Annotated in this window: 22 protein-coding genes and 1 pseudogene; 9 read left to right on the top strand and 14 right to left on the bottom strand. The window is 70.5% G+C overall.

Annotated elements, in window-relative coordinates:
* Window positions 1–138: 138 nt before the first annotated feature.
* Complete coding sequence (locus MQP27_RS04060) at window positions 139–543, top strand: response regulator (protein ID WP_242760871.1); 405 nt, start codon at window positions 139–141, stop codon at window positions 541–543.
* On the opposite strand, the gene MQP27_RS04055 is transcribed toward MQP27_RS04060, so the two are convergent.
* The 4 genes from MQP27_RS04055 to ctaC form a co-directional block, all read right to left on the bottom strand.
* Complete coding sequence (locus tag MQP27_RS04055; protein WP_242760870.1) at window positions 540–1,802, bottom strand: L,D-transpeptidase; 1,263 nt, start codon at window positions 1,800–1,802, stop codon at window positions 540–542. The genes MQP27_RS04060 and MQP27_RS04055 overlap by 4 nt on opposite strands.
* Window positions 1,803–1,933: 131 nt before the next feature.
* Complete coding sequence (locus MQP27_RS04050) at window positions 1,934–2,332, bottom strand: cytochrome c oxidase subunit 4 (RefSeq protein WP_242760869.1); 399 nt, start codon at window positions 2,330–2,332, stop codon at window positions 1,934–1,936.
* Window positions 2,329–4,065 carry an aa3-type cytochrome oxidase subunit I gene (gene ctaD / locus MQP27_RS04045; RefSeq protein WP_242760868.1) on the bottom strand — a complete coding sequence of 579 codons (1,737 nt, stop codon included), beginning with the start codon at window positions 4,063–4,065 and terminating at the stop codon, window positions 2,329–2,331. Before ctaD ends, MQP27_RS04050 begins: the two co-directional genes overlap by 4 nt.
* Complete coding sequence (gene ctaC / locus MQP27_RS04040) at window positions 4,062–5,024, bottom strand: aa3-type cytochrome oxidase subunit II (protein ID WP_242760867.1); 963 nt, start codon at window positions 5,022–5,024, stop codon at window positions 4,062–4,064. Before ctaC ends, ctaD begins: the two co-directional genes overlap by 4 nt.
* Before the next feature lie 244 nt (window positions 5,025–5,268).
* Between ctaC and MQP27_RS04035 the strand changes: the two genes are divergently transcribed.
* Window positions 5,269–6,645: a cysteine desulfurase/sulfurtransferase TusA family protein gene (locus tag MQP27_RS04035; RefSeq protein ID WP_242760866.1), complete on the top strand. Its 1,377-nt coding sequence runs from the start codon at window positions 5,269–5,271 to the stop codon at window positions 6,643–6,645.
* A 9-nt stretch (window positions 6,646–6,654) separates the two neighbouring features.
* On the opposite strand, the gene MQP27_RS04030 is transcribed toward MQP27_RS04035, so the two are convergent.
* Window positions 6,655–7,629: a carbohydrate kinase family protein gene (locus tag MQP27_RS04030; RefSeq protein WP_242760865.1), complete on the bottom strand. Its 975-nt coding sequence runs from the start codon at window positions 7,627–7,629 to the stop codon at window positions 6,655–6,657.
* Between the two features lie 196 nt (window positions 7,630–7,825).
* Between MQP27_RS04030 and MQP27_RS04025 the strand changes: the two genes are divergently transcribed.
* Window positions 7,826–8,035: a hypothetical protein gene (locus MQP27_RS04025; RefSeq protein WP_242760864.1), complete on the top strand. Its 210-nt coding sequence runs from the start codon at window positions 7,826–7,828 to the stop codon at window positions 8,033–8,035.
* A gap of 209 nt (window positions 8,036–8,244) precedes the next feature.
* Window positions 8,245–10,197 carry a hypothetical protein gene (locus MQP27_RS04020; protein WP_242760863.1) on the top strand — a complete coding sequence of 651 codons (1,953 nt, stop codon included), beginning with the start codon at window positions 8,245–8,247 and terminating at the stop codon, window positions 10,195–10,197.
* Window positions 10,198–10,282: 85 nt separating this feature from the next.
* Here MQP27_RS04020 and MQP27_RS04015 read toward each other — a convergent pair whose 3' ends face one another.
* Window positions 10,283–10,639 (bottom strand): iron-sulfur cluster assembly accessory protein, encoded by a 357-nt coding sequence (locus tag MQP27_RS04015; protein ID WP_030582488.1) that lies wholly within the window; start codon window positions 10,637–10,639, stop codon window positions 10,283–10,285.
* Between the two features lie 239 nt (window positions 10,640–10,878).
* On the opposite strand from MQP27_RS04015, the gene nadA reads away from it, so the two are divergent.
* Window positions 10,879–12,063: a quinolinate synthase NadA gene (gene nadA, locus MQP27_RS04010; RefSeq protein ID WP_242760862.1), complete on the top strand. Its 1,185-nt coding sequence runs from the start codon at window positions 10,879–10,881 to the stop codon at window positions 12,061–12,063.
* A 92-nt stretch (window positions 12,064–12,155) separates the two neighbouring features.
* Here nadA and MQP27_RS04005 read toward each other — a convergent pair.
* From MQP27_RS04005 to MQP27_RS03980, 6 genes and pseudogenes are all read right to left on the bottom strand, one after another.
* Window positions 12,156–12,378, bottom strand: a pseudogene (locus MQP27_RS04005) (serine/threonine protein kinase); the annotation flags it as partial.
* A 17-nt stretch (window positions 12,379–12,395) separates the two neighbouring features.
* The gene (locus MQP27_RS04000; protein WP_242760861.1) at window positions 12,396–13,466 is read right to left on the bottom strand and encodes an ABC transporter substrate-binding protein; all 1,071 of its coding nucleotides are present in this window, start codon (window positions 13,464–13,466) and stop codon (window positions 12,396–12,398) included.
* A gap of 80 nt (window positions 13,467–13,546) precedes the next feature.
* Window positions 13,547–14,230 carry a response regulator gene (locus MQP27_RS03995; protein ID WP_242760860.1) on the bottom strand — a complete coding sequence of 228 codons (684 nt, stop codon included), beginning with the start codon at window positions 14,228–14,230 and terminating at the stop codon, window positions 13,547–13,549.
* A complete protein-coding gene (locus tag MQP27_RS03990; protein WP_242760855.1) occupies window positions 14,227–15,450 on the bottom strand; it encodes a sensor histidine kinase in 1,224 nt (407 codons plus the stop codon). Before MQP27_RS03990 ends, MQP27_RS03995 begins: the two co-directional genes overlap by 4 nt.
* Window positions 15,451–15,612: 162 nt before the next feature.
* Window positions 15,613–15,891, bottom strand: a complete 279-nt coding sequence (gene pspAA / locus MQP27_RS03985; RefSeq protein WP_242761397.1) for a PspA-associated protein PspAA — start codon at window positions 15,889–15,891, stop codon at window positions 15,613–15,615.
* Window positions 15,892–15,922: 31 nt separating this feature from the next.
* Entirely contained in the window at window positions 15,923–16,702 is a 780-nt protein-coding gene (locus tag MQP27_RS03980; protein WP_242760853.1) for a PspA/IM30 family protein, read from the bottom strand.
* Window positions 16,703–16,993: 291 nt separating this feature from the next.
* Here MQP27_RS03980 and MQP27_RS03975 point away from each other — a divergent pair, with 291 nt between their 5' ends.
* The 3 genes from MQP27_RS03975 (at window position 16,994) to MQP27_RS03965 (ending at window position 19,516) form a co-directional block, all read left to right on the top strand.
* Entirely contained in the window at window positions 16,994–17,590 is a 597-nt protein-coding gene (locus MQP27_RS03975; RefSeq protein WP_242760851.1) for a DUF3043 domain-containing protein, read from the top strand.
* Window positions 17,591–17,670: 80 nt separating this feature from the next.
* The gene (locus MQP27_RS03970; RefSeq protein ID WP_242761395.1) at window positions 17,671–18,375 is read left to right on the top strand and encodes a class I SAM-dependent methyltransferase; all 705 of its coding nucleotides are present in this window, start codon (window positions 17,671–17,673) and stop codon (window positions 18,373–18,375) included.
* A 76-nt stretch (window positions 18,376–18,451) separates the two neighbouring features.
* Complete coding sequence (locus MQP27_RS03965; RefSeq protein WP_242760845.1) at window positions 18,452–19,516, top strand: S1C family serine protease; 1,065 nt, start codon at window positions 18,452–18,454, stop codon at window positions 19,514–19,516.
* 44 nt (window positions 19,517–19,560) lie between these two features.
* On the opposite strand, the gene MQP27_RS03960 is transcribed toward MQP27_RS03965, so the two are convergent.
* Window positions 19,561–19,773 (bottom strand): hypothetical protein, encoded by a 213-nt coding sequence (locus tag MQP27_RS03960; RefSeq protein WP_242760844.1) that lies wholly within the window; start codon window positions 19,771–19,773, stop codon window positions 19,561–19,563.
* Between the two features lie 149 nt (window positions 19,774–19,922).
* Between MQP27_RS03960 and MQP27_RS03955 the strand changes: the two genes are divergently transcribed.
* Window positions 19,923–21,131: a bifunctional adenosylcobinamide kinase/adenosylcobinamide-phosphate guanylyltransferase gene (locus MQP27_RS03955; RefSeq protein ID WP_242760843.1), complete on the top strand. Its 1,209-nt coding sequence runs from the start codon at window positions 19,923–19,925 to the stop codon at window positions 21,129–21,131.
* Here MQP27_RS03955 and MQP27_RS03950 read toward each other — a convergent pair.
* Window positions 21,120–21,662: a methyltransferase domain-containing protein gene (locus MQP27_RS03950; RefSeq protein ID WP_242760841.1), complete on the bottom strand. Its 543-nt coding sequence runs from the start codon at window positions 21,660–21,662 to the stop codon at window positions 21,120–21,122. The genes MQP27_RS03955 and MQP27_RS03950 overlap by 12 nt on opposite strands.
* Window positions 21,663–21,744: the final 82 nt, after the last annotated feature.

The raw sequence follows: 21,744 nt of genomic DNA, 5'->3' as shown, positions 1-21,744 counted from the left end.
GTTCGGAGTGTTCGCACCGTGTGTACTGCCCGTATGGCCCATCGAAGCCGTGTTCCAACAGGTGTTGACGCGGTGTTCATGGGAGTAGCATCCGCCCCATCGGCAACCGATGTTCCCGACCAACGATGCGGAGGAACGATGCAGGCGACCGCCACGGTGCTGGTCTACAGCGATGACTCCAACACCCGCGAACAGGTCCGGCTGGCGACCGGACGCAGGCCTGCGCCGGACGTCCCCGTCGTCGAGTTCGTGGAGTGCGCGACGCCCGCCGCCGTCCTCAAGGAGCTGGACAAGGGCGGGATCGACGTCTGTGTCCTGGACGGCGAGGCCGTACCCATGGGCGGCATGGGCGTGTGCCGGCAGATCAAGGACGAGGTCTTCAACTGCCCGCCGGTGCTGCTGCTGATCGGCCGGCCCCAGGACGCGTGGCTGGCGACCTGGAGCCGTGCGGACGCGGCGGTGACGCACCCGGTGGACCCGGTGGAGTTCGCCTCGGCCCTGGCCTCCCTGCTGCGTCACAAGCGGCTGCAGCAGAGCGCCTAGACGCTTTCCGGCCTGAGCCTCGCCACCTGGGCGGGGCTCGGGCCGTCCGGGGTGCCGGCGATCAGGGCGCTGCCCGAGCGCCACTTCTTCCAGCCCATGTTCCAGTCGCCGAAGCCGTTGCCGAAGGTCTCCATGGTGTCGCCGTTGGAGTTGACGACCTTCACGACGTCGCCTTCGTTGATGTGGTCGAAGAACCACTCGGCGTTGGACGTGCTCATGCCGGTGCAGCCGTGGCTGACGTTCTCGTAGCCCTGCGAGCCGACCGACCAGGGCGCGGCGTGCACGTACTCGCCGCTCCAGGTGACGCGGGTGGCGTAGTAGACCGGGAGGTCGTACGAGTCCGCGGAGCCCTCGGCGATGCCGACCGTGGTGCCGCGCATGCGTACGAAGTACTCCTTGCCCAGCACCACTTTGACGCCGTTGCGGGTCTCGAAGCCGGGCTTGCCGGTGGTGACGGGGATCTCGTTGATCTCCTCGCCGTTCTTGTAGACCGTCATGGAGTGCGACGAGGCGTCGGTGAGGGCGACGACCTTGTCGCCGATGCCGATCTTCAGGGGCTTGGACTTCGCGCCCCACAGCCGGTCGCCGATCTTCACGCCGTCCAGGTTGCTGTGGACCGTGACGGTGGCGTGGGCGGGCCAGTAGTCCTTGGGGCGGTAGTGGAGTTCCTTGTCGTCCACCCAGTGCCAGGCGCCTTCGACGGCGGGCACGGAGTCGACCCTCAGGGCCCGTTCGACGACGGCGCGCTGCGCCTTGTCCTTGACCGGCCGGTCGAGTTCGGCGGTGATGGGCTGGCCTACGCCGTACTTGCCGGACTTGGGCCCGAACGTCACCTTCAGGGTCTTCTTGGTGGTGGGCCTGCTGGTGTCGAAGGCGAGCACCTTGCGGCCGGGCGCCCCGTCCTCGTCCTCGGTGCTCACCCGCAGCGTGTAGTGGGCGTTGGCGGCGAGCGGGGAGGTGCTGTGCCAGCGGGTGCCGTCGGCGTTGAGTTCGCCCGTCACATAGCGTCCTGTGGCGTCCGTGGCGGTGACGTCCGTGATACGGCCGTCGTCGTCCTCGGCGGTGACTTCCAGGGGCTTGTCCGGGTCGGCCTTCTTCCCGTCGCCGGAGGGGCCGTTGAAGGAGATCTGGTCCGACGCGTCGTACGGCTTGGCGGTCAGCGGGTTGCCGCCGCTGCCGCAAGCGGTGCCGCCCGCGCCGAGGGCGATCACCAGCAGCGTGCAGCTGACGACGGTGCGGGTGCGCGGAGTGTGGTTCATGACCATCACGCTATGGACGTCGGTCAAGGACGGCGCGCGGGGTAACTCGTACGAGCGACCCGCGCTGCGGCAAAAGCAGGAGCCCGGACCCTCCTGACGGAGTGTCCGGGCTCCTGTGAGCTCAGCTCGTGCTACTGGGTGCGGTTCTCACCGCGGTAGTACTCGAAGACCCAGCCGTACAGACCGATCATGATGATCGGCGCCGAGAAGTAGAGCAGCCACCAGCCGATGGCGATGGCCAGGAAGGCCAGCGCGCCACCGACGCCGAGGGCGAGCGGCTGCCAGCTGTGCGGGCTGAAGAACCCGACCTCGCCGGCGTCGTCCGCGACGTCCGCCTCCTTGTTGTCCTGCGCGCCCACGTCGACCCGCCGGGCGGTGAAGCCCAGGTAGAAGCCGATCATGATGCACAGGCCGAAGGCCATGAAGAGCGCCGTGGTACCGGCCGCCTCCTTCGACCACACGCCATAGACGACAGCCATGGCGAGGACGAAGACGCTCAGCCACATGAACATCTTGCCCTGGATCTTCACTTGCCGGCCTCCTTGCCACCAGCCAGAGCCTTCTCACCGTGAGGGGCGTTCTCGAGCTGGTCGAGAGCGGCGATCTCAGGGTGATGCAGGTCGAACGCCGGGGATTCGCTGCGGATCCGCGGCAGGGTGAGGAAGTTGTGCCGCGGCGGCGGGCAGGACGTCGCCCACTCGAGCGAGCGGCCGTAGCCCCACGGGTCGTCGACGCCGACCGGCTTGCCGTACTTGGCCGTCTTCCACACGTTGTAGAGGAACGGCAGGATCGACAGGCCGAGCAGGAACGAACCGATCGTCGAGACCGTGTTCAGCGCGGTGAAGCCGTCGGCCGCGAGGTAGTCCGCGTAACGACGCGGCATGCCCTCGGCGCCCAGCCAGTGCTGCACCAGGAACGTGGTGTGGAAGCCGATGAACAGCGTCCAGAAGGTGATCTTGCCGAGCCGCTCGTCCAGCATCTTGCCGGTCATCTTCGGCCACCAGAAGTGGAAGCCGGAGAACATCGCGAACACCACGGTGCCGAAGACGACGTAGTGGAAGTGCGCCACCACGAAGTACGAGTCGGAGACGTGGAAGTCCAGCGGCGGCGAGGCCAGGATGACGCCGGTCAGACCACCGAAGGTGAAGGTGATGAGGAAGCCGGTCGCCCAGAGCATCGGGGTCTCGAAGGACAACGACCCCTTCCACATCGTTCCGATCCAGTTGAAGAACTTCACGCCGGTCGGTACGGCGATGAGGAACGTCATGAAGGAGAAGAACGGCAGGAGCACACCGCCGGTGACGTACATGTGGTGCGCCCACACCGTCACCGAGAGGCCGGCGATCGCGATGGTCGCGCCGATCAGGCCCATGTAGCCGAACATCGGCTTACGGGAGAAGACCGGGATGACCTCGGAGATGATGCCGAAGAACGGCAGCGCGATGATGTACACCTCTGGGTGGCCGAAGAACCAGAAGAGGTGCTGCCACAGCAACGCTCCGCCGTTGGCCGAGTCGAAGACGTGTGCCCCGAATTTCCGATCCGCCTCCAGCGCGAACAGCGCGGCGGCGAGGACGGGGAAGGCGAGCAGGACGAGCACGGCGGTCAGCAGCACGTTCCACACGAAGATCGGCATGCGGAACATGGTCATGCCCGGCGCGCGCATGCAGATGATCGTGGTGATGAAGTTGACCGCACCGAGGATGGTGCCGAAGCCGGAGAAGGCCAGACCCATGATCCACATGTCGGCGCCGACGCCCGGCGAGCGGACCGCGTCCGACAGCGGGCTGTAGGCGAACCAGCCGAAGTCGGCCGCGCCCTGCGGGGTGAGGAAGCCGCCGACCGCGATGGTGGAGCCGAACAGGTAGAGCCAGTAGGCGAACATGTTCAGCCGCGGGAACGCCACGTCGGGCGCGCCGATCTGCAGCGGCATGATCCAGTTCGTGAAGCCGGCGAACAGCGGCGTCGCGAACATCAGCAGCATGATCGTGCCGTGCATCGTGAACGCCTGGTTGAACTGCTCGTTCGACATGATCTGCAGACCGGGCCGGGCGAGCTCGGCGCGCATCAGCAGCGCCATGACGCCGCCGATCAGGAAGAACGCGAACGAGGTGACGAGGTACAGCGTTCCGATCGTCTTGTGGTCAGTGGTCGTCAGCCACTTGATCACGACGTTGCCGGGCTGCTTGCGCCTGACCGGCAGCTCGTCCGCGTAGTGGGACCCTGCTGCCGCGGCACCCTGGGGTTCGTTGAGGATGCTCACAGGTTGTTCGTCTCCCGGTTCTTCTCGTGGCTCGTCTGCGCGATGCCGGCGGGAACGTAACCGGTCTGCCCCTTCTTGGCCAGTTCCTGGAGGTGCTTCTGGTAAGCGTCCTCGGAGACGACCTTCACGTTGAAGAGCATCCGGGAGTGGTCCGTGCCGCACAGCTCGGCGCACTTGCCAAGGAAGGTGCCCTCCTTGTTGGGCGTCACCTGGAAGGCGTTGGTGTGGCCCGGGATGACGTCCATCTTCATCAGGAACGGCACCACCCAGAAGGAGTGGATGACGTCACGCGAGGTCAGGACGAAGCGGACCGTCTTGCCCTTGGGCAGCCACAGCGTCGGACCCGGGTTGCCGGTCTGCGGGTTCCGCGTGCCGGGCGTGCCCGTGTCATAGACACCGCCGGCGTTCGCCGGGAACGCGTTCTTGAACCGGTCCGGAATGGCCGCCAGGTTCTTGTCGGTCTTCGCGTCACCGGTCACGCCCTCGACGGGCGTGATGTAGTTGAAGCCCCAGCTCCACTGGTAGCCCACGACGTTGATGGTGACGTCGGGCTTCTTGTCGGTGAGGCTGAGGAGCTTCGACTCGTCGCGGGCCGTGAAGTAGAAGAGCACGGAGACGATGACGAGCGGAACGACCGTGTACAGCGCCTCGATCGGCATGTTGTACCGAGTCTGCGGAGGAACCTCGACCTTGGTGCGGCTGCGCCGGTGGAAGATCGTGCTCCAGATGATCAGGCCCCACACCAGCACGCCGGTTGCCAGCGCGGCAGCCCAGGAGCCCTGCCACAGGGAGAGGATCCGCGGAGCCTCTTCGGTGGTGGGGGTGGGCATACCAAGGCGGGGGAAGTCCTTGTATGTGCAACCGGTGGCGGTCGCCAGGACCAGGCCCGCGGTCATTGCCTGCAGCAGCTTCCGCCGCATCGGGCGCCGCGGCGAGCGGTCGGAGCCGTTGGGACTCACGTAGCGCCTTCCCGAGAGTCTCGCCCGCGCGGTTCGGCTGCGGCCTGCCTGCTCATCTGGTCGGTCGCCGCCCTGCGTCGGGCAGGGGTTTGGATGTTTATGCGGACCAAACCCTAGCCGACGCCCTCCGGGGGTTCAGCGGGAGGGGTGCCTACTGGGTAGGGGGTTCGCTGAATTGGCGGCTGCCGGTCCGTTGTGGCTGGTCGCGCAGTTCCCCGCGCCCCTAGGGGGTTAGCGTGGCTGCGTGTCATATTTCGACGCTGCTTCCAGTGCTCCTCTCCATCCCGTGGCTCGTCAGGCGCTGTTGGCCTCATTGGATGAAGGGTGGGCCGATCCGTCCCGTCTCTACCGTGAAGGCCGCAAGGCCCGGCTGCTCCTCGATGCCGCTCGGGAGGCTGCTGCCGATGCTGTCGGGTGCAGGACGGACGAGTTGGTGTTCACCACCTCCGGGACCCGGGCCGTGCACGAGGGCGTCTCCGGGGCGCTGGCCGGGCGGCGGCGCGCTGGGCGTCACCTGATCGTGTCTGCTGTCGAACACTCCTCGGTGCTGCATGCCGCCGATGCGCATGAGGGCGGGGGCGGGAGTGTCACCCGGGTGGGTGTGGGCCGAACGGGCGCCGTGGAACCGTCGGTCTACGCGGACGCGCTCCGGCCGGACACCGCGCTCGCCTGTCTGCAGTCCGCCAATCACGAGGTGGGGACCGTGCAGCCGGTGGCGGCGGTGGCCGAGGCGTGCCGGGCGGCCGGGGTGCCGTTGCTGGTGGACGCGGCGCAGTCGCTGGGGTGGGGGCCGGTCGAGGGCGACTGGTCGTTGTTGGCGGCCAGTGCGCACAAGTGGGGCGGGCCGTCGGGCGTCGGGCTGCTCGTCGTACGGAAGGGCGTGCGGTTCGCGCCGCAAGGGCCCGTCGATGAGCGGGAGTCGGGGCGGGCGGCCGGGTTCGAGAACCTGCCGGGGATCGTCGCCGCCGCGGCCTCGCTGCGGGCCGTGCGGGCCGAGGCGGAGCAAGAGGCGGTACGGCTGCGGGAGCTGACGGAGCGGATCCGGGTACGGGTGCCGCGGCTGGTGTCCGACGTGGAGGTGGTCGGGGACGCCGAGCGGCGGCTGCCGGGGATCGTCACCTTCTCGTGTCTCTATGTCGATGGGGAGACATTGCTGCACGAGCTGGACCGGGAGGGTTTCTCCGTCTCGTCCGGATCGTCCTGCACCAGCAGCACGCTGACGCCCAGCCATGTGCTGAAGGCGATGGGGGTGCTGAGTGAGGGGAATGTGCGGGTTTCGCTGCCGGCCGGGACGGCCGAGGAGGACGTCGAGCGGTTCCTCGCGGTGCTGCCGGGGGCCGTGGCGGGGGTGCGGGCGAAGCTGGGGGCGCCGGTGCCCGTGACGGTGCGGCAGGAGGACGCGCTGGTCGTGGACGCCCTGGGGAAGCTGTGCCCGCTGCCCGTCATCGAGCTGGCCAAGGTGATCGGGGATGTCCCGGTGGGCGGGACGGTGCGGGTGCTGGCCGACGACGAGGCGGCGCGGCTGGACATCCCGGCGTGGTGCGCGATGCGGGGGCAGGAGTACGTGGGGGAGGAACCGGCGGATCGGGGCTCGGCCTATGTGGTCCGCCGGGTCTCGTGACCCTCTCGGTTACGCCAGGTGCTTGCGGACCTCGGCGGCGGCCTCGTCGCCGTAGGTCTTGGTGAAGCGGTCCATGAAGTGGGTGCGGCGCAGCTGGTACTCCTGGGTGCCGACCGTCTCGATGACCAGGGTGGCGAGCATGCAGCCGACCTGTGCGGCCCGCTCCAGCGAGACACCCCACGCCAGTCCGGACAGGAAGCCCGCGCGGAAGGCGTCACCGACGCCCGTGGGGTCGGCCTTGCGCTCCTCCTCGGGGCAGCCGACCTCGATGGGCTCCTCGCCGACGCGCTCGATGCGGACGCCCTTGGCGCCGAGGGTGGTGACGCGGTGGCCGACCTTGTCGAGGATCTCGGCGTCACTCAAGCCCGTCTTGGACTCGATGAGCCCCTTCTCGTACTCGTTCGAGAAGAGGTACGTCGCACCCTCCAGCAGTATCCGGATCTCGTCGCCGTTCATCCGGGCGATCTGCTGGGAGAAGTCGGCGGCGAAGGGGATGGACCGGGAGCGGCACTCCTCGGTGTGGCGCAGCATCGCCTCGGGGTCGTCGGCGCCGATCAGGACCAGGTCGAGGCCGCCCACACGGTCGGCGACCGTCTTCAGCTCGATCTGGCGGGCCTCGCTCATCGCGCCCGTGTAGAAGGAGCCGATCTGGTTGTGGTCGGCGTCGGTGGTGCACACGAAGCGGGCGGTGTGCAGGGTCTCCGAGATGCGGACGGAGTCGGTGTCGACGCCGTGCCGCTCCAGCCAGGCGCTGTACTCGTCGAAGTCGAAGCCGGCCGCGCCGACCAGGATCGGGCGGGTGCCGAGCTGGCCCATGCCGAAGGCGATGTTCGCGCCGACGCCGCCGCGGCGGACGTCGAGGTTGTCGACGAGGAAGGAGAGCGAGACCGTGTGCAGTTGGTCCGCTACGAGCTGGTCGGCGAAGCGGCCGGGGAAGGTCATGAGGTGGTCGGTGGCGATGGAGCCGGTGACTGCGATGCGCACGGCGGGGACTCTCCTGTGGGGAGACGGATTGACAGTTCACGCTACCCGGTCGGCGCGGGGTGCTGAAGCGATTGGGGCAGGGGGCGGAAGCGATTGGGGCAGGGTGCGGAATCGGCCGTCGCGGCGCGCGGAAGCGGCCAAAACTACCCGATAGTAGATCTTTCTTCGCGGGCGTCGGCGTGCATACGGTTCCGCTATGACGAACCTGAAGGTCCCTGCTGCGGCCCCGGTCGATCTGGAAGGCGACCTCGCGTCGCTGCGCGGTGACTGTGCCCGGATGGTCCCCCATTGGGCCGCGCCCGACCGGATCACCGCCCGGCCGGTCTCCCCGTCGCTCATCCACGGCGTGACCGTACCGCCGAAGTCGGCGAGGCTGCTGGACGCGATGTCCGACTACGGCGACTGACGGCGCCGCCACCGCCCGCGACACCGGGCCCCGGCGGCCGGAGAGGCGTCCGTGGCCCGGATCGGCGCGTGCGAGGGAACCGTGCGCTCCCCCGGTGCGTCCCATCGCCGTCCCCCGGAAAGGGGATGCGCGATACGACCCCTATCCGCCCGTTTTTGACAGGGCCGGGTCAGGGTCATGGACAGCTGTGCACGTGAAGGAGCGATGCGGTGAACACCGAGCGACCCGACAACGACGCCGCGGGCTCCGCCGAAAAGCGGGGCGACGGCGAGGAGCAGCGCGCCACGGGCGCGGGGGCTCCCGGGGGTACGGAGGCCGACTCGGCCACTCCGGAGCGGGCCGCGGCCGTGGAGGCGGGGGCCGACGGGGGTTCGGTGACCGCGAGCACGGAGAGCGGGGGCGGGGACGCCGGGGGCGGGGTGACTGACGCCGGAGGCGCCAAGGCCGAGACGACTGGCGCCGGGGAAAACGAGGCCGGGGGCGCGGGGACCGGGGCGACGGACGCCGGAGACGTCGAGGTCGGCACCACGGACGCCGGAGACGTCGAGGTCGGCACGGCTGACGCCGGAGACGTCGAGGCCGGCACCACGGACGCCGGAGACGTCGAGGTCGGCACGGCTGACGCCGGAGGCCCCGAGGCCTCCGCCACCACCCCCGCTGAAGCCTCCGGATCCCCCACCACCAGCCCCACCGAAGTCCCCGGCCCCCACGAAACCCCCTCCGGCTCCCCCCGCCCGCCCCGGCGGCGCTCCCCCGCTCTCGTCGCGTCCGTTGCCGCTGCCGTGTTGCTCGTCGGTGGGGGTGGGGCCTATCTCGCTGCCTCCGCCTCCGGTGGGGGCGGTGGGGGTACGGGCTCCGGGGCGTCCGGTGATGGCGGTACTCCGCCGCCGCTCGAGCTCGACGGGTACAGCGGTGGCAACGGGATCGCGCCCGGGGAGCCGAATCCGTACGGCGTGACGTACAAGGCCGACGGGGATCTTCCGGGTGGGCCCGGGTCCGCGGCCGTGTACAAGGCCTCCGGCGAGGTCACCAAGGACGAGGTCGCGCGGCTCGCGAAGGCGCTCGGGCTGGACGGGGCGCCCGTGGCGCGGGGGCAGGCCTGGCAGGTGGGGCCGAGCAAGGACGGGTCCGGGCCGAGCCTCGTCGTGAACAAGCAGGCTCCCGGGACCTGGACCTTCCACCGCTACGCCGCCGGGACCGACGCCTGCCAGAGCACGATCGTGTGCCAGAAGGACCCCGCCAACCCCGCGAACGACACCGTCAGCGAGGAGGCCGCCAAGAAGGCCGCCGCGCCGATCCTGAAGGCGGTGGGTCAGGACGACGCGAAGGTCGACGCGAGCCAGGTCATGGGCGCCCAGCGGGCCGTCAATGCCGATCCCGTGGTGGGCGGGCTGCCGACGTACGGCTGGACGACCGGGCTGACCGTGAGCGCGCAGGGCGAAGTCGTCGGCGGCAGCGGGCAGTTGAAGGCGCCGGTCAAGGGGGACACGTACCCCGTGCTGGGCGCGAAGAAGACGCTGGAGCTGTTGAACACGGCACCCACCGTCGACCACCGCATGGGCATCGGCGGCTGCGCCACCCCCGTACCGCTGAAGGACCGTCTGGAGGCGCCGTGCGGTCAGGGGACCTCGGCCGCGACGGCCTCGGCCGCTCCGACGCAGAACACCGTCACCGTCGAGAAGGCCGTGTTCGGGCTGGCCTCGCACACCGTGGGCGGACAGCCCGCGCTGGTGCCGTCCTGGCTCTTCGAGGTACGGGCGTCGGGCGCGCAGGACCCCTTCACGGTGACGTATCCCGCGATCGACCCGAAGTACCTGGCCTCGAACACGCCCTCCGGTGAGCCGAGCTCGGCGCCGGCCACCCGGGACATCAAGGTGGACGGCTACGTCGCCGACGGCAACGCGCTGACCGTGACTTTCACGGGCGGGGTCTGCGGCGACTACGACGCGAAGGCGACCGAGGGTTCGGCCGAGGTGACCGTGACGGTGACCGAGACGCCCTGGCAGGGCAAGGTCTGCATCATGATCGCCAAGGAGATGACGAAGACCGTGCAGCTGGACGAGCCGCTCGGCGACCGGAAGGTCGTGGGCTCGGACGGCAAGGAGATCCCGCAGGTGAAGCCGGGGGCGCGGCTGCCGAGGACGACGGCCGGGGTGCAGTAGAGCCCGCTCCCCGGACGTGCGCGAAGGCGGCGGCCCTGTCGGAGGGGGCCGCCGCCTTCGGCGTGTTCTGGTGGTGGCGCGGTGCTCAGCTGAAGCTGTCGCCGCAGGCGCAGGAACCCGTCGCGTTCGGGTTGTCGATCGTGAAGCCCTGCTTCTCGATGGTGTCCACGAAGTCGATGGACGCGCCGCCCAGGTACGGGGCGCTCATGCGGTCGGTGACGACCTTGACGCCGCCGAAGTCCTTGACGACGTCGCCGTCGAGGGAGCGCTCGTCGAAGAAGAGCTGGTAGCGCAGGCCGGAGCAGCCGCCGGGCTGTACGGCGACACGCAGGGCCAGGTCGTCACGGCCTTCCTGGTCGAGCAGGGCCTTGACCTTCGCCGCGGCGGCGTCGGACAGGATGATGCCGTCGGTGACGGTGCTGGTCTCGTCCGATACGGACATCTACATCTCTCCCGGGTTGTACGGAGACTGCTTGCCGACTGGTGCAACCGGCAAGGCCGCGGATTCATTCCGGGCCGGACGCCGTTTTTCGGCGCCTTCTTCATGCTCGCACATGCGGTCGCCGTCAGAAAATGCCGCTTCGGGATTCACGTCACATCGACGCAATGACCATCGTCAAAGTGACACGAAGCGGGTTATGATAGATAACGTCAGTTCGACGAAAAGAAAGGGTGCGTGTCGTGACCACCGCCCAGACCCCGGAGCTCGACGTACAGCCGTCTCCGCTCGCCCTGCTGCTGCTCGGCCGTGAGGCCGACCCGAAGAGCGAGCGGGGCGTCGAGTGCCCCGGCGACCTGCCCTCGCCCTCCGACCCGGACCTGGTCGAGCGTGCCCGCGCCGCCAAGGCGAAGCTCGGCGACAAGGTGTTCGTGCTCGGCCACCACTACCAGCGCGACGAGGTCATCCAGTTCGCGGACGTCACCGGCGACTCCTTCAAGCTGGCCCGGGACGCGGCCGCCCGCCCGGAGGCGGAGTACATCGTGTTCTGCGGTGTGCACTTCATGGCCGAGTCCGCCGACATCCTGACCTCGGACGACCAGAAGGTGGTCCTGCCCGACCTCGCCGCCGGCTGCTCGATGGCCGACATGGCGACGGCCGAGCAGGTCGCCGAGTGCTGGGACGTGCTGACCGAGGCCGGCATAGCCGAGCAGGTCGTGCCCGTCTCGTACATGAACTCGTCCGCGGACATCAAGGCGTTCACGGGCAAGCACGGCGGCACGATCTGCACCTCGTCCAACGCCCAGCGGGCCCTGGAGTGGGCCTTTGAGCAGGGCGAGAAGGTGCTCTTCCTGCCCGACCAGCACCTCGGCCGCAACACCGCGGTCCGCGACATGGGCATGTCCCTGGAGGACTGCGTCCTCTACAACCCGCACAAGCCGAACGGCGGCCTGACCGCCGAGCAGCTGCGGGACGCGAAGATGATCCTGTGGCGCGGCCACTGCTCGGTGCACGGCCGCTTCTCGCTGGAGTCGGTCGAGGACGTCCGCGCCCGTATCCCCGGGGTGAACGTCCTGGTCCACCCCGAGTGCCGGCACGAGGTCGTGGCCGCGGCGGACTACGTCGGCTCGACGGAGTACATCATCAAGGCGCTGGAGGCCGCGCCCGCCGGTTCCAAGTGGGCCATCGGCACGGAGCTGAACCTGGTCCGCCGCCTGGCGAACCGTTTCGCGCCGGAGGGCAAGGAGATCGTCTTCCTCGACAAGACCGTCTGCTTCTGCTCGACCATGAACCGCATCGACCTCCCGCACCTGGTCTGGGCCCTGGAGTCGCTGGCCGAGGGCAAGCTGGTCAACCGCATCGAGGTCGACAAGGAGACAGAGGCCTTCGCGAAGCTGGCGCTGGAGCGGATGCTGGCGCTGCCGTAACCCTCGTAGGTCCGTCCCCGCTCACGTCCGGTCCGGGTGGGCGGGGTCGAGGCGGGTGCCCAGGGCAGCGACCCGGTCGCCGGGGCCGGCCTGGGCGGGACGGAGGGCGCCGGGCAGGGCCGCTCGACCTCGGGATCGGCATCGACGACGGGCGCGGCGAAGGCGCCGCTCAGCTTGCGGACGGCGTCGATCTCCTGCCGGAAGCGCGCGGAAGACCTGATCCTCGGCGTGCTGGGCATGCACCACCTTGACGGCGACCTCCCGCCCGGACCGAGCCCGCTCCCGGTACACCATCCCCATCCCACCGGCCCCCAGCCGATCCGGCCGCCGGGCTAGGTGGGTCGGACTCGGAAGCGGCCCGGTTCTGACGGATCTCGTTCCACGACCTGGACCGGTGGCCAGGTCCACTGCCAGTTGTTGATGCCCGGGGTGCGGGTGAAGTGGATCCGGCCCCGGGTGGCTTCGGTTGTGATGTGGGGCCAGGATTTCGCGATGTCCGCCCTGGTTGTGCCGTGGGTGCGCAGGGCCGAGGTCAGGGCTTTGACCGTGTCGTAGCCCTCGAAAGCGACGAAGGAAGGCGCGGTCGTCAGCTTCTCGCGCAGGGACGCGGCTACTCGTTCGCCGAGCGGGCCGAGGGGTGCGGGCAGGTAGCGCAGGAACGGGATGCCCGTGCCGTACGGCGTCGCCCATTCGGTGAGTTCCGGCTGGCCGGCCGGGGCACCGATCAGGACGTCCGCCACGCGCCGGTCGCCTCGGACGGACCGCACGATCGATGCCGCCGGTTCCGGGTGGCCGGTCAGCAGGAGAAGGGCTGTCGCGCCGTTGGCGGCCAGTTCGTCGCAGACGGCTGTGGGGGTCAGCGCGGTCATGTCGAGTTCCGTCACCGTGCCGGCGTGCGGAGCCAGGTGGTCGCGGAGGATGCGGGTGCCGGCGGCCCAGTAGACGCTCGGCTGCGTCGCCACCGCGATGTGGGTGTGGCCCGCGGAGAGGAGGTGGTCCGCGTAGATCCGCCAGGCGTGGGACTGTGCCGGGGCCACGCGGGCCACCCAGTCCGTCGGGTGGTCGGTCAGTTCGTCCAGGACCGCCGACGAGCAGAGGAAGGGCACGCCGAGGGCGTCCGCCCTGGTGGCGACCGCCCGCGCCACGACACTGTGGTACTCCCCCGCCAGCGCGGCCACGCCCAGCTCCGCCAGTTCGTCCACCGCCGCCGTGGCCCGCCGCGGGTCGGCCGCGGTGTCCCGGACCAGCAGTTCCAGCGGCCGTCCCGCGATCCCGCCGGCATCGTTGACCTCGTGCGCCGCCAACTCCAGGCCGGCCAGCAGGTGTCGGCCCGCCTCGACCCAGCCGGGGCGGGTCAGCGGGACGAGCGCACCGATGCGGATGGACGGGCCGCGAGCGGGCAAGGGTCATCACCTCAGCGAGTCAAGAGCGTGCAGCCTATCCGTGCACCGGGACACGGTCCAAGGACGTTTCCGCCCTTCGCTCACTCCACCCGTGGACGTACCAGCCCCGACTCGTACGCGATCACCACCAGCTGGGCCCGGTCGCGTGCGCCCAGCTTGGCCATGGCCCGGTTGACGTGCGTCTTCACGGTCAGCGGGCTGACCTCCAGGCGCTCGGCGATCTCGTCGTTGGAGTGGCCGCCGGCGACCTGGACGAGGACCTCGCGCTCGCGGACGGTGAGCGCTTCGAGGCGTTCGGCGCGGGCGGGGTCGCGGTCGTCGTCGAGGCCGTCGCCCTGGGCGAGGAAGCGGGCGATCAGGCCCTTGGTGGCCGTCGGGGAGAGCAGGGCCTCACCGCCGGCCGCGACCCGGATGGCGTTGAGCAGTTCGTCCGGTTCGCTGCCCTTGCCGAGGAAGCCGGAGGCGCCGGCCCGCAGGGACTGCACGACGTAGTCGTCGACCTCGAAGGTGGTGAGGATGACGATGCGGACGTGGGCGAGAGTCGGGTCGGTGCTGATCATGCGGGTGGCGGCGAGACCGTCGGTGCCGGGCATCCGGATGTCCATCAGGACGACGTCGGCCCGCTCCTGCTTCGCGAGGCGTACGGCCTCGGCGCCGTCGGAGGCCTCGCCCACCACCTCCATGTCGGGCTCCGAGTCCACGAGTACGCGGAAGGCGCTGCGCAGCAGGGCCTGGTCGTCGGCGAGCAGGACACGGATGGTCATGCGCTTCCCCCGGTGGTGGCCGTGCGGGTCTTGACCGGCAGGATCGCATGCACGCGGAAGCCGCCGCCGTAGCGGGGGCCGGTGGTGAGGGTGCCGCGCAGGGCGGTGACGCGCTCGCGCATGCCGAGCAGGCCGTGGCCGCCGCCGTCGGAGGGGTCCTGGTCCTCGCCGCTGCCGTTGTCGAGGACCGTGATCTCGACGTTCGGGCCGACGCGTACGACGCTGACCTCGGCCTTCGCCTCCGTACCGGCGTGCTTCTGGACGTTGGTGAGGGCTTCCTGGATGACGCGGTAGGCGGCCAGGTCGACGGCGGCGGGGAGGGTGGTGCCGTGGTCGGCGCGGGCGACCTCGACGTGCAGGCCGGCGCTGCGGAAGGTGCCGACGAGTTCGTCGAGGCGGCTGAGGCCGGGGGCGGGTTCGGTGGGGGCCTCCGGGTCGCCGGACTGCCGGAGCAGGCCGACGGTGGCGCGGAGTTCGTTGAGCGCGGAGCGGCTGGCCTCGCGGACGTGGGCGAGGGCTTCCTTGGCCTGGTCGGGCCGCTTGTCCATGACGTGGGCGGCGACACCGGCCTGGACGTTGACCAGGGCGATGTGGTGGGCGACGACGTCGTGCAGGTCGCGGGCGATCCGCAGCCGCTCCTCGGCGACCCGCCGCCGGGCCTCCTCCTCGCGGGTGCGCTCGGCGCGTTCGGCCCGCTCGCGGATGGCCTGTACGACGGCTCTACGGCTGCGTACGGCATCGCCCGCGGTGGCGCCGATGCCGGTCCAGGCGAAGATCGCGAGGTTCTCCTGGGCGTACCAGGGGAGGGGGCCGCCGAGCATCGCGGCGCCGGTCAGCACGGTCATCGTGAGCAGGCCGAGGCGCCAGGTGGTGGGGCGGTCGGTGGTGGCGGCGACGGTGAAGAGGGCGACGACGGCGGCCATGGCGACGGGGGCGCGGGGGTCGCCGACGACGCACTCGACGACGGAGATCGTGCCGGTGAGGGCGAGGACGGTTCTGGGGGCGCGGCGGCGGAAGACCAGGGCGAGGGCGCCGAGGGTCATGAGCACGAGGGCGAGGGGGCCGGGGGTGCGGACGCCCCAGGTGACGCCGTTCGCGCCGTGCGGGTCGACGAACGAGCCGGCCACCATGCAGGCGAGTACGCCGGCCGCGAGGGTCGCGTCCAGCGCGAGGGGGTGCGCCTTCAGGCGACACCGGGTGCGTTCCAGCTTGCCGCTCACGTCTGAACAGTACGGGGCGGTGATGGGCGCCGGAACTGCTGTTAGCGGTACCTCGCCACGCCGCCCCTGGGGGCTGCCGCCCCCAGACCCCCGCATCGGCCCTGAACGGGCCTCGTCCTCAAACGCCGGACGGGCTGGATATGCCGACCGGATCAAGAACCGTCAGCCCGGGATCAAGCCGTCGTCGCTGAGCAGGTCGCGGACCTCCTGGAGGGTCGCGTCCGGGGACGGGAGGATCAGGTCGGAGGGTTCCAGGGACTCGTCCGGAAGAGGGGTGCCCAGTTCGCGGACCTTGGACAGGAGTGCCTGCAGGGTGCGGCGGAAGCCCGGGCCGTCGCCGTTCTCCATTTCGCGCAGGAGCTCGTCGTCCAGCTTGTTGAGTTCGGTGAGGTGGCTGTCCGCCAGCCTCACCTGCCCCTCCCCCATGATCCGTACGACCATGTCGCCCATGTCGGCCTCCCGGTCCGGGCCCCTACTGCTTGTCGAAGCGCGGGGTGTCCTGCGACTGCTGCTGGGACTGAGACTGCCCTGTGCCGCCCTCGATCGCCTGCTGGGGCGAACCGCCGGCCAGCTCCGCCTTCATCCGCTGCAGTTCCAGCTCCACGTCCGAACCGCCGGAGATCCGGTCCAGCTCGGCCTGGATCTCGTCCTTGTGCATACCGGACTGGTCGTCCAGGGCGCCGGAGGCGAGTAGCTCGTCGATGGCGCCCGCGCGGGCCTGCAGCTGGGCGGTCTTGTCCTCGGCACGCTGGATCGCCAGGCCGACGTCGCCCATCTCCTCCGAGATGCCGGAGAAGGCCTCGCCGATCCGGGTCTGGGCCTGGGCCGCGGTGTACGTGGCCTTGATCGTCTCCTTCTTGGTGCGGAAGGCGTCGACCTTGGCCTGGAGGCGCTGGGCCGCGAGGGTGAGCTTCTCCTCCTCGCCCTGCAGCGTCGCGTGCTGGGTCTCCAGGTCCGTCACCTGCTGCTGGAGCGCCGCGCGCCGGGACAGCGCCTCGCGGGCCAGGTCCTCGCGGCCCAGCGCGAGCGCCTTGCGGCCCTGGTCCTCCAGCTTGCCCGACTGCTGCTGCAGCTGGTTGAGCTGGAGCTCCAGGCGCTTGCGGGACGTGGCGACGTCCGCCACACCCCGGCGCACCTTCTGAAGCAGCTCCAGCTGCTTCTGGTACGAGTAATCGAGGGTCTCGCGCGGGTCCTCGGCCCGGTCAAGGGCCTTGTTCGCCTTCGCGCGGAAGATCATCCCCATACGCTTCATGACACCGCTCATGGGCTTCGCGCGCCCCCTTCTGACGGACTTCCAGCTCCAGCTCTGCGACAGAACCCACAGTACGGGCCCTGCATCCATTGACGCACTGTTCCGGGACGGATGCGCTCATCCCCAAGGACGACTGCACCCGGTCCCGCTCCGGCGTAGGGAGTAGGTGTCCCCCCGACGTAACCGGATCGTGCGCAACGCCCCCTCTGTCCCTTACATGACGACTGGTGTTGCCGGATCGTTCCCCGCGGGGCTGGGGTCCAACCCCGGGACCCCTTACCCTTGGGTTTTGTGTTCCGTAGCCGTGCCAAGGAAGAGAAGGCCCCCGCCGACAAGGCGGCCGTGACCGACTCCAAGCAGACCCGTGACCCGCAGGCCCCGAAGGGCCGCCCCACGCCCAAGCGCAGTGAGGCCCAGACCCAGCGCCGCAGCGTCGCCAACACGTCGCTGACGCGCAAGGACGCCGCCAAGCGTCAGCGTGAGGAACGCCGTGCCGCGCTGGAGCGGCAGCGCCAGGCGCTGGCCGGCGGCGACGAGCGGTACCTGCCCGCCCGCGACAAGGGCCCGGTGCGGAAGTTCGCCCGCGACTGGATCGACTCGCGGTTCAACGTGGCGGAGTTCTTCCTGCCGATGGCCGTGGTCATCCTCGTGCTGAGCGTGGTGCGGGTGGCGGCGCTGCAGAACATCGCACTGCTGCTGTGGCTGGTCGTGATCGTGCTGATCGTGCTGGACGCGTTCGTCAGCGCGTTCCGCCTGCGCAAGGCGCTCGCCGCGCGCTTCCCCGGCCAGAGCACCAAGGGCGCCACGCGCTACGCCCTGATGCGCTCCCTCCAGATGCGCCGGCTCCGGCTGCCGAAGCCGCAGGTCAAGCGCGGAGAGCGGCCCTGAGCACGACGTCGTTCTCCGGGGGTGCGGCAGATGCCTGGCTGGCGAAGCTGGGCGGTTTGCGCAACGCCGTACGGCAGGAGCTGGTATCCCGGCAGCTCGACGAGCAGATAGCCGGGCGGTTCCCGGTCGGGCAGCGGCTGCGGGTGCTCGACGTGGGGATGGGCCAGGGCACGCAGGCCCTGCGGCTGGCCCGGGCCGGCCATCAGGTGACCGGCGTCGAGCAGGACGCCACGATGGTCGCGGCGGCGCGGGAGGCCCTCGCCGGTGAGCCCGAGGGCATCCGGGAGCGGGTGCGGATCGTCCAGGGCGACGGCCGGGACACCGGGGTGCACTTCCTGCCGGGCAGCTTCGACGTGGTGCTCTGCCACGGCGTGCTCATGTACGTCGAGGAGCCGGACGCCCTCCTTGCGGGGCTCGCGCGCATGCTCGCACCGGGCGGCCTGCTGTCGCTGCTGGTGCGCAACGCCGACGCGCTCGCGATGCGGCCCGGCCTGTACGGCGACTGGGCGGGCGCCCTGGCCTCCTTCGACACCGTCTCGTACACGAACCGCCTGGGCCTGGACGTACGGGCCGACCGGCTTCAGACGCTGACGGACGCGCTCGCCGGCATCGGCGCGCCGCTGCACGCCTGGTACGGGGTGCGGGTGTTCACGGACACGGCGGCGGATGACGCGCAGGCGCCGGACGACGTGGAGACGCTGCTCGCGGTCGAGGAGCGGGCCGGGCGGACGGATCCGTACCGCTCGGTGGCGGCGCTGCTGCACCTGTGCGGTGTGCGCGGCTGACCGCGGGAATCCGCGGATGCGCTCGTTCGGGTGAGCAGGACAAGCCGGACGATCACCCCGAAGTGAGACTCGGGGCATGGACGTTTCCCGTACCCGTGCCCTCCGTCTGCTCGCTCCCCTCGCCGCGCTCGCGCTGCTGACCGCCTGCTCCGACTCCGGTTCGGCCGAGAAGGCGGACACGTCGACCAGGCAGGCCGCGCAGGCCGCCGTACCCGCGTCGAGCAGCGACCTGCAGAGCGACTACCAGAAGGTGATCAAGGACGTTCTGCCGTCGGTCGTGCAGATCCAGGCGAGCAGTGATCTCGGGTCGGGGGTCGTGTACGACGACAAGGGGCACGTCGTCACCAACGCGCATGTCGTCGGGAACGAGAAGACGTTCAAGGTGACGACCGCGGGCAGCGAGGACACGCTCACCGCGAAGCTCGTCTACTCGTATCCGGAGCAGGATCTCGCCGTCATCAAGCTGGACAAGGTGCCGGACGGGCTGAAGGCGGCGGCCTTCGCGGACTCCTCGAAGGTCCAGGTCGGCCAGATCGTGCTGGCGATGGGCTCGCCGCTCGGGCTGTCGTCCAGCGTGACGCAGGGAATCGTCTCGGCGACCGGGCGGACCGTGAGCGAGGGCGGCTCGGACGGCGGCACGGGCGCGACGATCCCGAACATGATCCAGACGTCCGCGGCGATCAACCCCGGCAACAGCGGCGGCGCCCTGGTCAACCTCGACGGGCAGGTCATCGGCATCCCGACGCTCGCCGCCATCGACCCCGGCATGGGCAACAGCGCGCCCGGTATCGGGTTCGCGATCCCGGCGTCGATGGTGAAGACGGTCGCCGACCAGATCATCAAGGACGGCAAGGTCACCGACTCGGGCCGGGCCGCGCTCGGCATCACGGGCCGTACCGTCGTGGACGACAGCCTGCGGCCCGCCGGGGTCGCCGTGGTCGAGGTGAAGCGCGGCGGGGCGGCCGACAAGGCCGGGATCCAGGCCGGGGACGTCATCACCCGGCTCGGTGACACGGACATCACCACCATCACGTCCCTGTCCGAGGCCCTTGCTGCGCAGCAGCCCGGGGACAGGACGTCCGTGACGTTCACCCGCGACGGCAGTGAGAAGAAGGCCGACGTGACGCTCGGCGAGCAGTGAGGGCAGGGGCGGCCTGCGAGCCGGTGGGCCGCCCCCGTCGCGGACTACGCCTCGGCGGAGCGCAGGCTCATCGGCCCGTAGATCTCCGCGGTGTCCTCGAACAGCCGCACCTGCTCGGCGCCGCCTTCGAGCAGGGCCTTCCAGTGCTCCCCGATCCACGACTCGGCGTCGCCCTGCGTGGTGAACTCCTCGGGCTGCACCGCGGGCTGGACCTCCCCGCCGTCGGCCTTCTCGAATCGCCACGTCCATGCCGCCATGTCGCCTCCGCTGGGTTGAGCCACCTGGTGAGCAACCTACGGTAGTTGATCGCCTACCGGTCGGTGGGGGCTGATCGCGCAGTTCCCCGCGCCCCTTAAGGGCGTATCCCGTGACGCAAGAGTAGAGGTGAGCGGCGAAAATCATTTCTGTGGACGTGACTTTGCTCGGTACCGGTGCTCCCGTGGGGCTCCCCCGCCCCGGCTGTCCCTGCGCTGCTTGTGCGGTTGCTCTCGGTCAGGACGCGCGGGCCGCTACCGCGCTGCTCGTGGACGGGACGCTGTTGCTCGATCTGACGCCCGGTGCCGCCTTCGCCGCCGCTCGGGCCGGGCATTCGCTGGCTGGAGTACGGCAAGTGCTGCTGTCGCATCCGCACGACGGGCCGGCCGTGGAGGTGCCGGCCGGGCTGCCGCAGCCGGGGCGGGTGCCGGACGGGCGGGAGCTGGCGCTGTTGACGGGCCATCGGGTGCGGGCGGTGGCGATGGACGCGCCGGGCACGGGGTACGCGGTGACCGGGCCGAACGGGCAGCGGCTGCTGTATCTGCCGCCGGGTGCCGCGCCCGCCGGGCTGGAGAACGGCAACGGGGCCGTGGAGTCGTACGACATGGTGCTCGTCGATGTCGTGGGGCGGCCGGACGCGCTCGCGAAGCTGCGGGCGGTGGGCGCGTTGGGGCCGACCACCGACGTGGTCGCCGTACATCTGGATCATGATGTGCCCCCAGGTGCCGAGTTGCGGCGGCGGCTCGCGGCGGCCGGGGCGCGGGCCGTGCCGGACGGGGCGACGCTGACCGTGGGCGTGTACGAGGACGTGCCCGATGTGCCGCGGCGGACGCTGGTGCTGGGCGGGGCGCGCTCGGGCAAGTCGGTGGAGGCCGAGCGGCGCCTGGAGGCCTTCCCGGACGTGCTGTACGTGGCGACCGGCGGGCAGCGCGGCGGCGACACCGAGTGGGCGGCGCGGGTGGCCGCGCACCGGGAGCGGCGGCCGGGTTCCTGGCGTACGACGGAGACCTGCGACCTCGTGCCGCTGCTGGCCGGGGACGGGGCGCCGCTGCTGGTCGACTGTCTCTCGCTGTGGCTGACGGACGTGATGGACTCCGTCGGGGCGTGGGACGACGCGGTGTGGGCGGACGGCGGTGAACGGGCCCTGCGGGAGCGGGTGCGGGAGCTGACGGAGGCGGTGCGCGCGAGCCGGCGGACCGTGGTCGCCGTGTCGAACGAGGTGGGGTCGGGCATCGTGCCGGCCACGGCCTCCGGGCGGCGGTACCGGGACGAACTCGGGCGGCTGAACGCGGCGTTCGCGGGCGAGTGCGAGCAGGTGGTGCTGGTGGTGGCGGGACAGGCTCTGGTGCTACGAGGGTGAGGGGTCCCGGCGGGCCACGACGCGGTGGGTGTTGGTGGCGAAGCGGTCGAGGACCAGGCGGGTCGTGGTGAGGACCGTGCAGGGCTGGGCGTCGAGTTCGGTGCGCAGGCCGGCCGCGTGGGACTGGGGGAACTCCAGCACGAGGATGCCGGTCGGGCGGAGGGCCGCCACGGCCGCGTGGAGTTCCTCGGGGGTGGACGGGGGGCGCAGGAGGGTGACGACGTCGTAGCGGGCGCGCAGGGCCCTCGCGAGGGGCGGGTCGGTGAGGGTGCCGACGTAGGCCTCCTCGACGCGGTCGGCCTCGCGGGCCCAGGTCACACGCGTGGTGGCGTCGACGCCGTCGAAGGACGTGTACGGGAAGAACTCGCGGGCGGTCTCCGGGAAGTGCGCCTCGCCCGTTCCGATGTCGAGCCAGCTCTCCGGCTCGGGGAGAACTCTGAGGACCGCGCGGGCCGTTGAGCGGTGGCGGCGTTGCCGGTCGAGGTCGCGGACGCGGGTGCGCAGACGGTTCACGGAGTTCATGGCGTTCATGGACGGCTCCCGGGGGCATAGGACAATCCACTGCAAAACGGAAAGTATGGGATCTCGATCTTGGGGGCAACGACGTCGGAGG

The organism is Streptomyces cylindrosporus, from assembly GCF_022698165.1.
Classification (GTDB): domain Bacteria; phylum Actinomycetota; class Actinomycetes; order Streptomycetales; family Streptomycetaceae; genus Streptomyces; species Streptomyces cylindrosporus.
This window is presented reverse-complemented; position numbering and strand designations above follow the sequence as displayed.

Excerpts from the sequence above, each read along its gene's own strand:
- MQP27_RS04060 (WP_242760871.1), top strand. The coding sequence starts at position 139 with ATGCAGGCGACCGCCACGGTGCTGGTCTACAGCGATGACTCCAACACC.
- MQP27_RS04055 (WP_242760870.1), bottom strand. The coding sequence starts at position 1,802 with ATGAACCACACTCCGCGCACCCGCACCGTCGTCAGCTGCACGCTGCTG.
- MQP27_RS04025 (WP_242760864.1), top strand. The coding sequence starts at position 7,826 with ATGACGAACCTGAAGGTCCCTGCTGCGGCCCCGGTCGATCTGGAAGGC.
- MQP27_RS04015 (WP_030582488.1), bottom strand. The coding sequence starts at position 10,639 with ATGTCCGTATCGGACGAGACCAGCACCGTCACCGACGGCATCATCCTG.
- MQP27_RS03995 (WP_242760860.1), bottom strand. The coding sequence starts at position 14,230 with ATGACCATCCGTGTCCTGCTCGCCGACGACCAGGCCCTGCTGCGCAGC.
- pspAA (WP_242761397.1), bottom strand. The coding sequence starts at position 15,891 with ATGGTCGTACGGATCATGGGGGAGGGGCAGGTGAGGCTGGCGGACAGC.
- MQP27_RS03980 (WP_242760853.1), bottom strand. The coding sequence starts at position 16,702 with ATGAAGCGTATGGGGATGATCTTCCGCGCGAAGGCGAACAAGGCCCTT.
- MQP27_RS03965 (WP_242760845.1), top strand. The coding sequence starts at position 18,452 with ATGGACGTTTCCCGTACCCGTGCCCTCCGTCTGCTCGCTCCCCTCGCC.
- MQP27_RS03960 (WP_242760844.1), bottom strand. The coding sequence starts at position 19,773 with ATGGCGGCATGGACGTGGCGATTCGAGAAGGCCGACGGCGGGGAGGTC.
- MQP27_RS03950 (WP_242760841.1), bottom strand. The coding sequence starts at position 21,662 with ATGAACGCCATGAACTCCGTGAACCGTCTGCGCACCCGCGTCCGCGAC.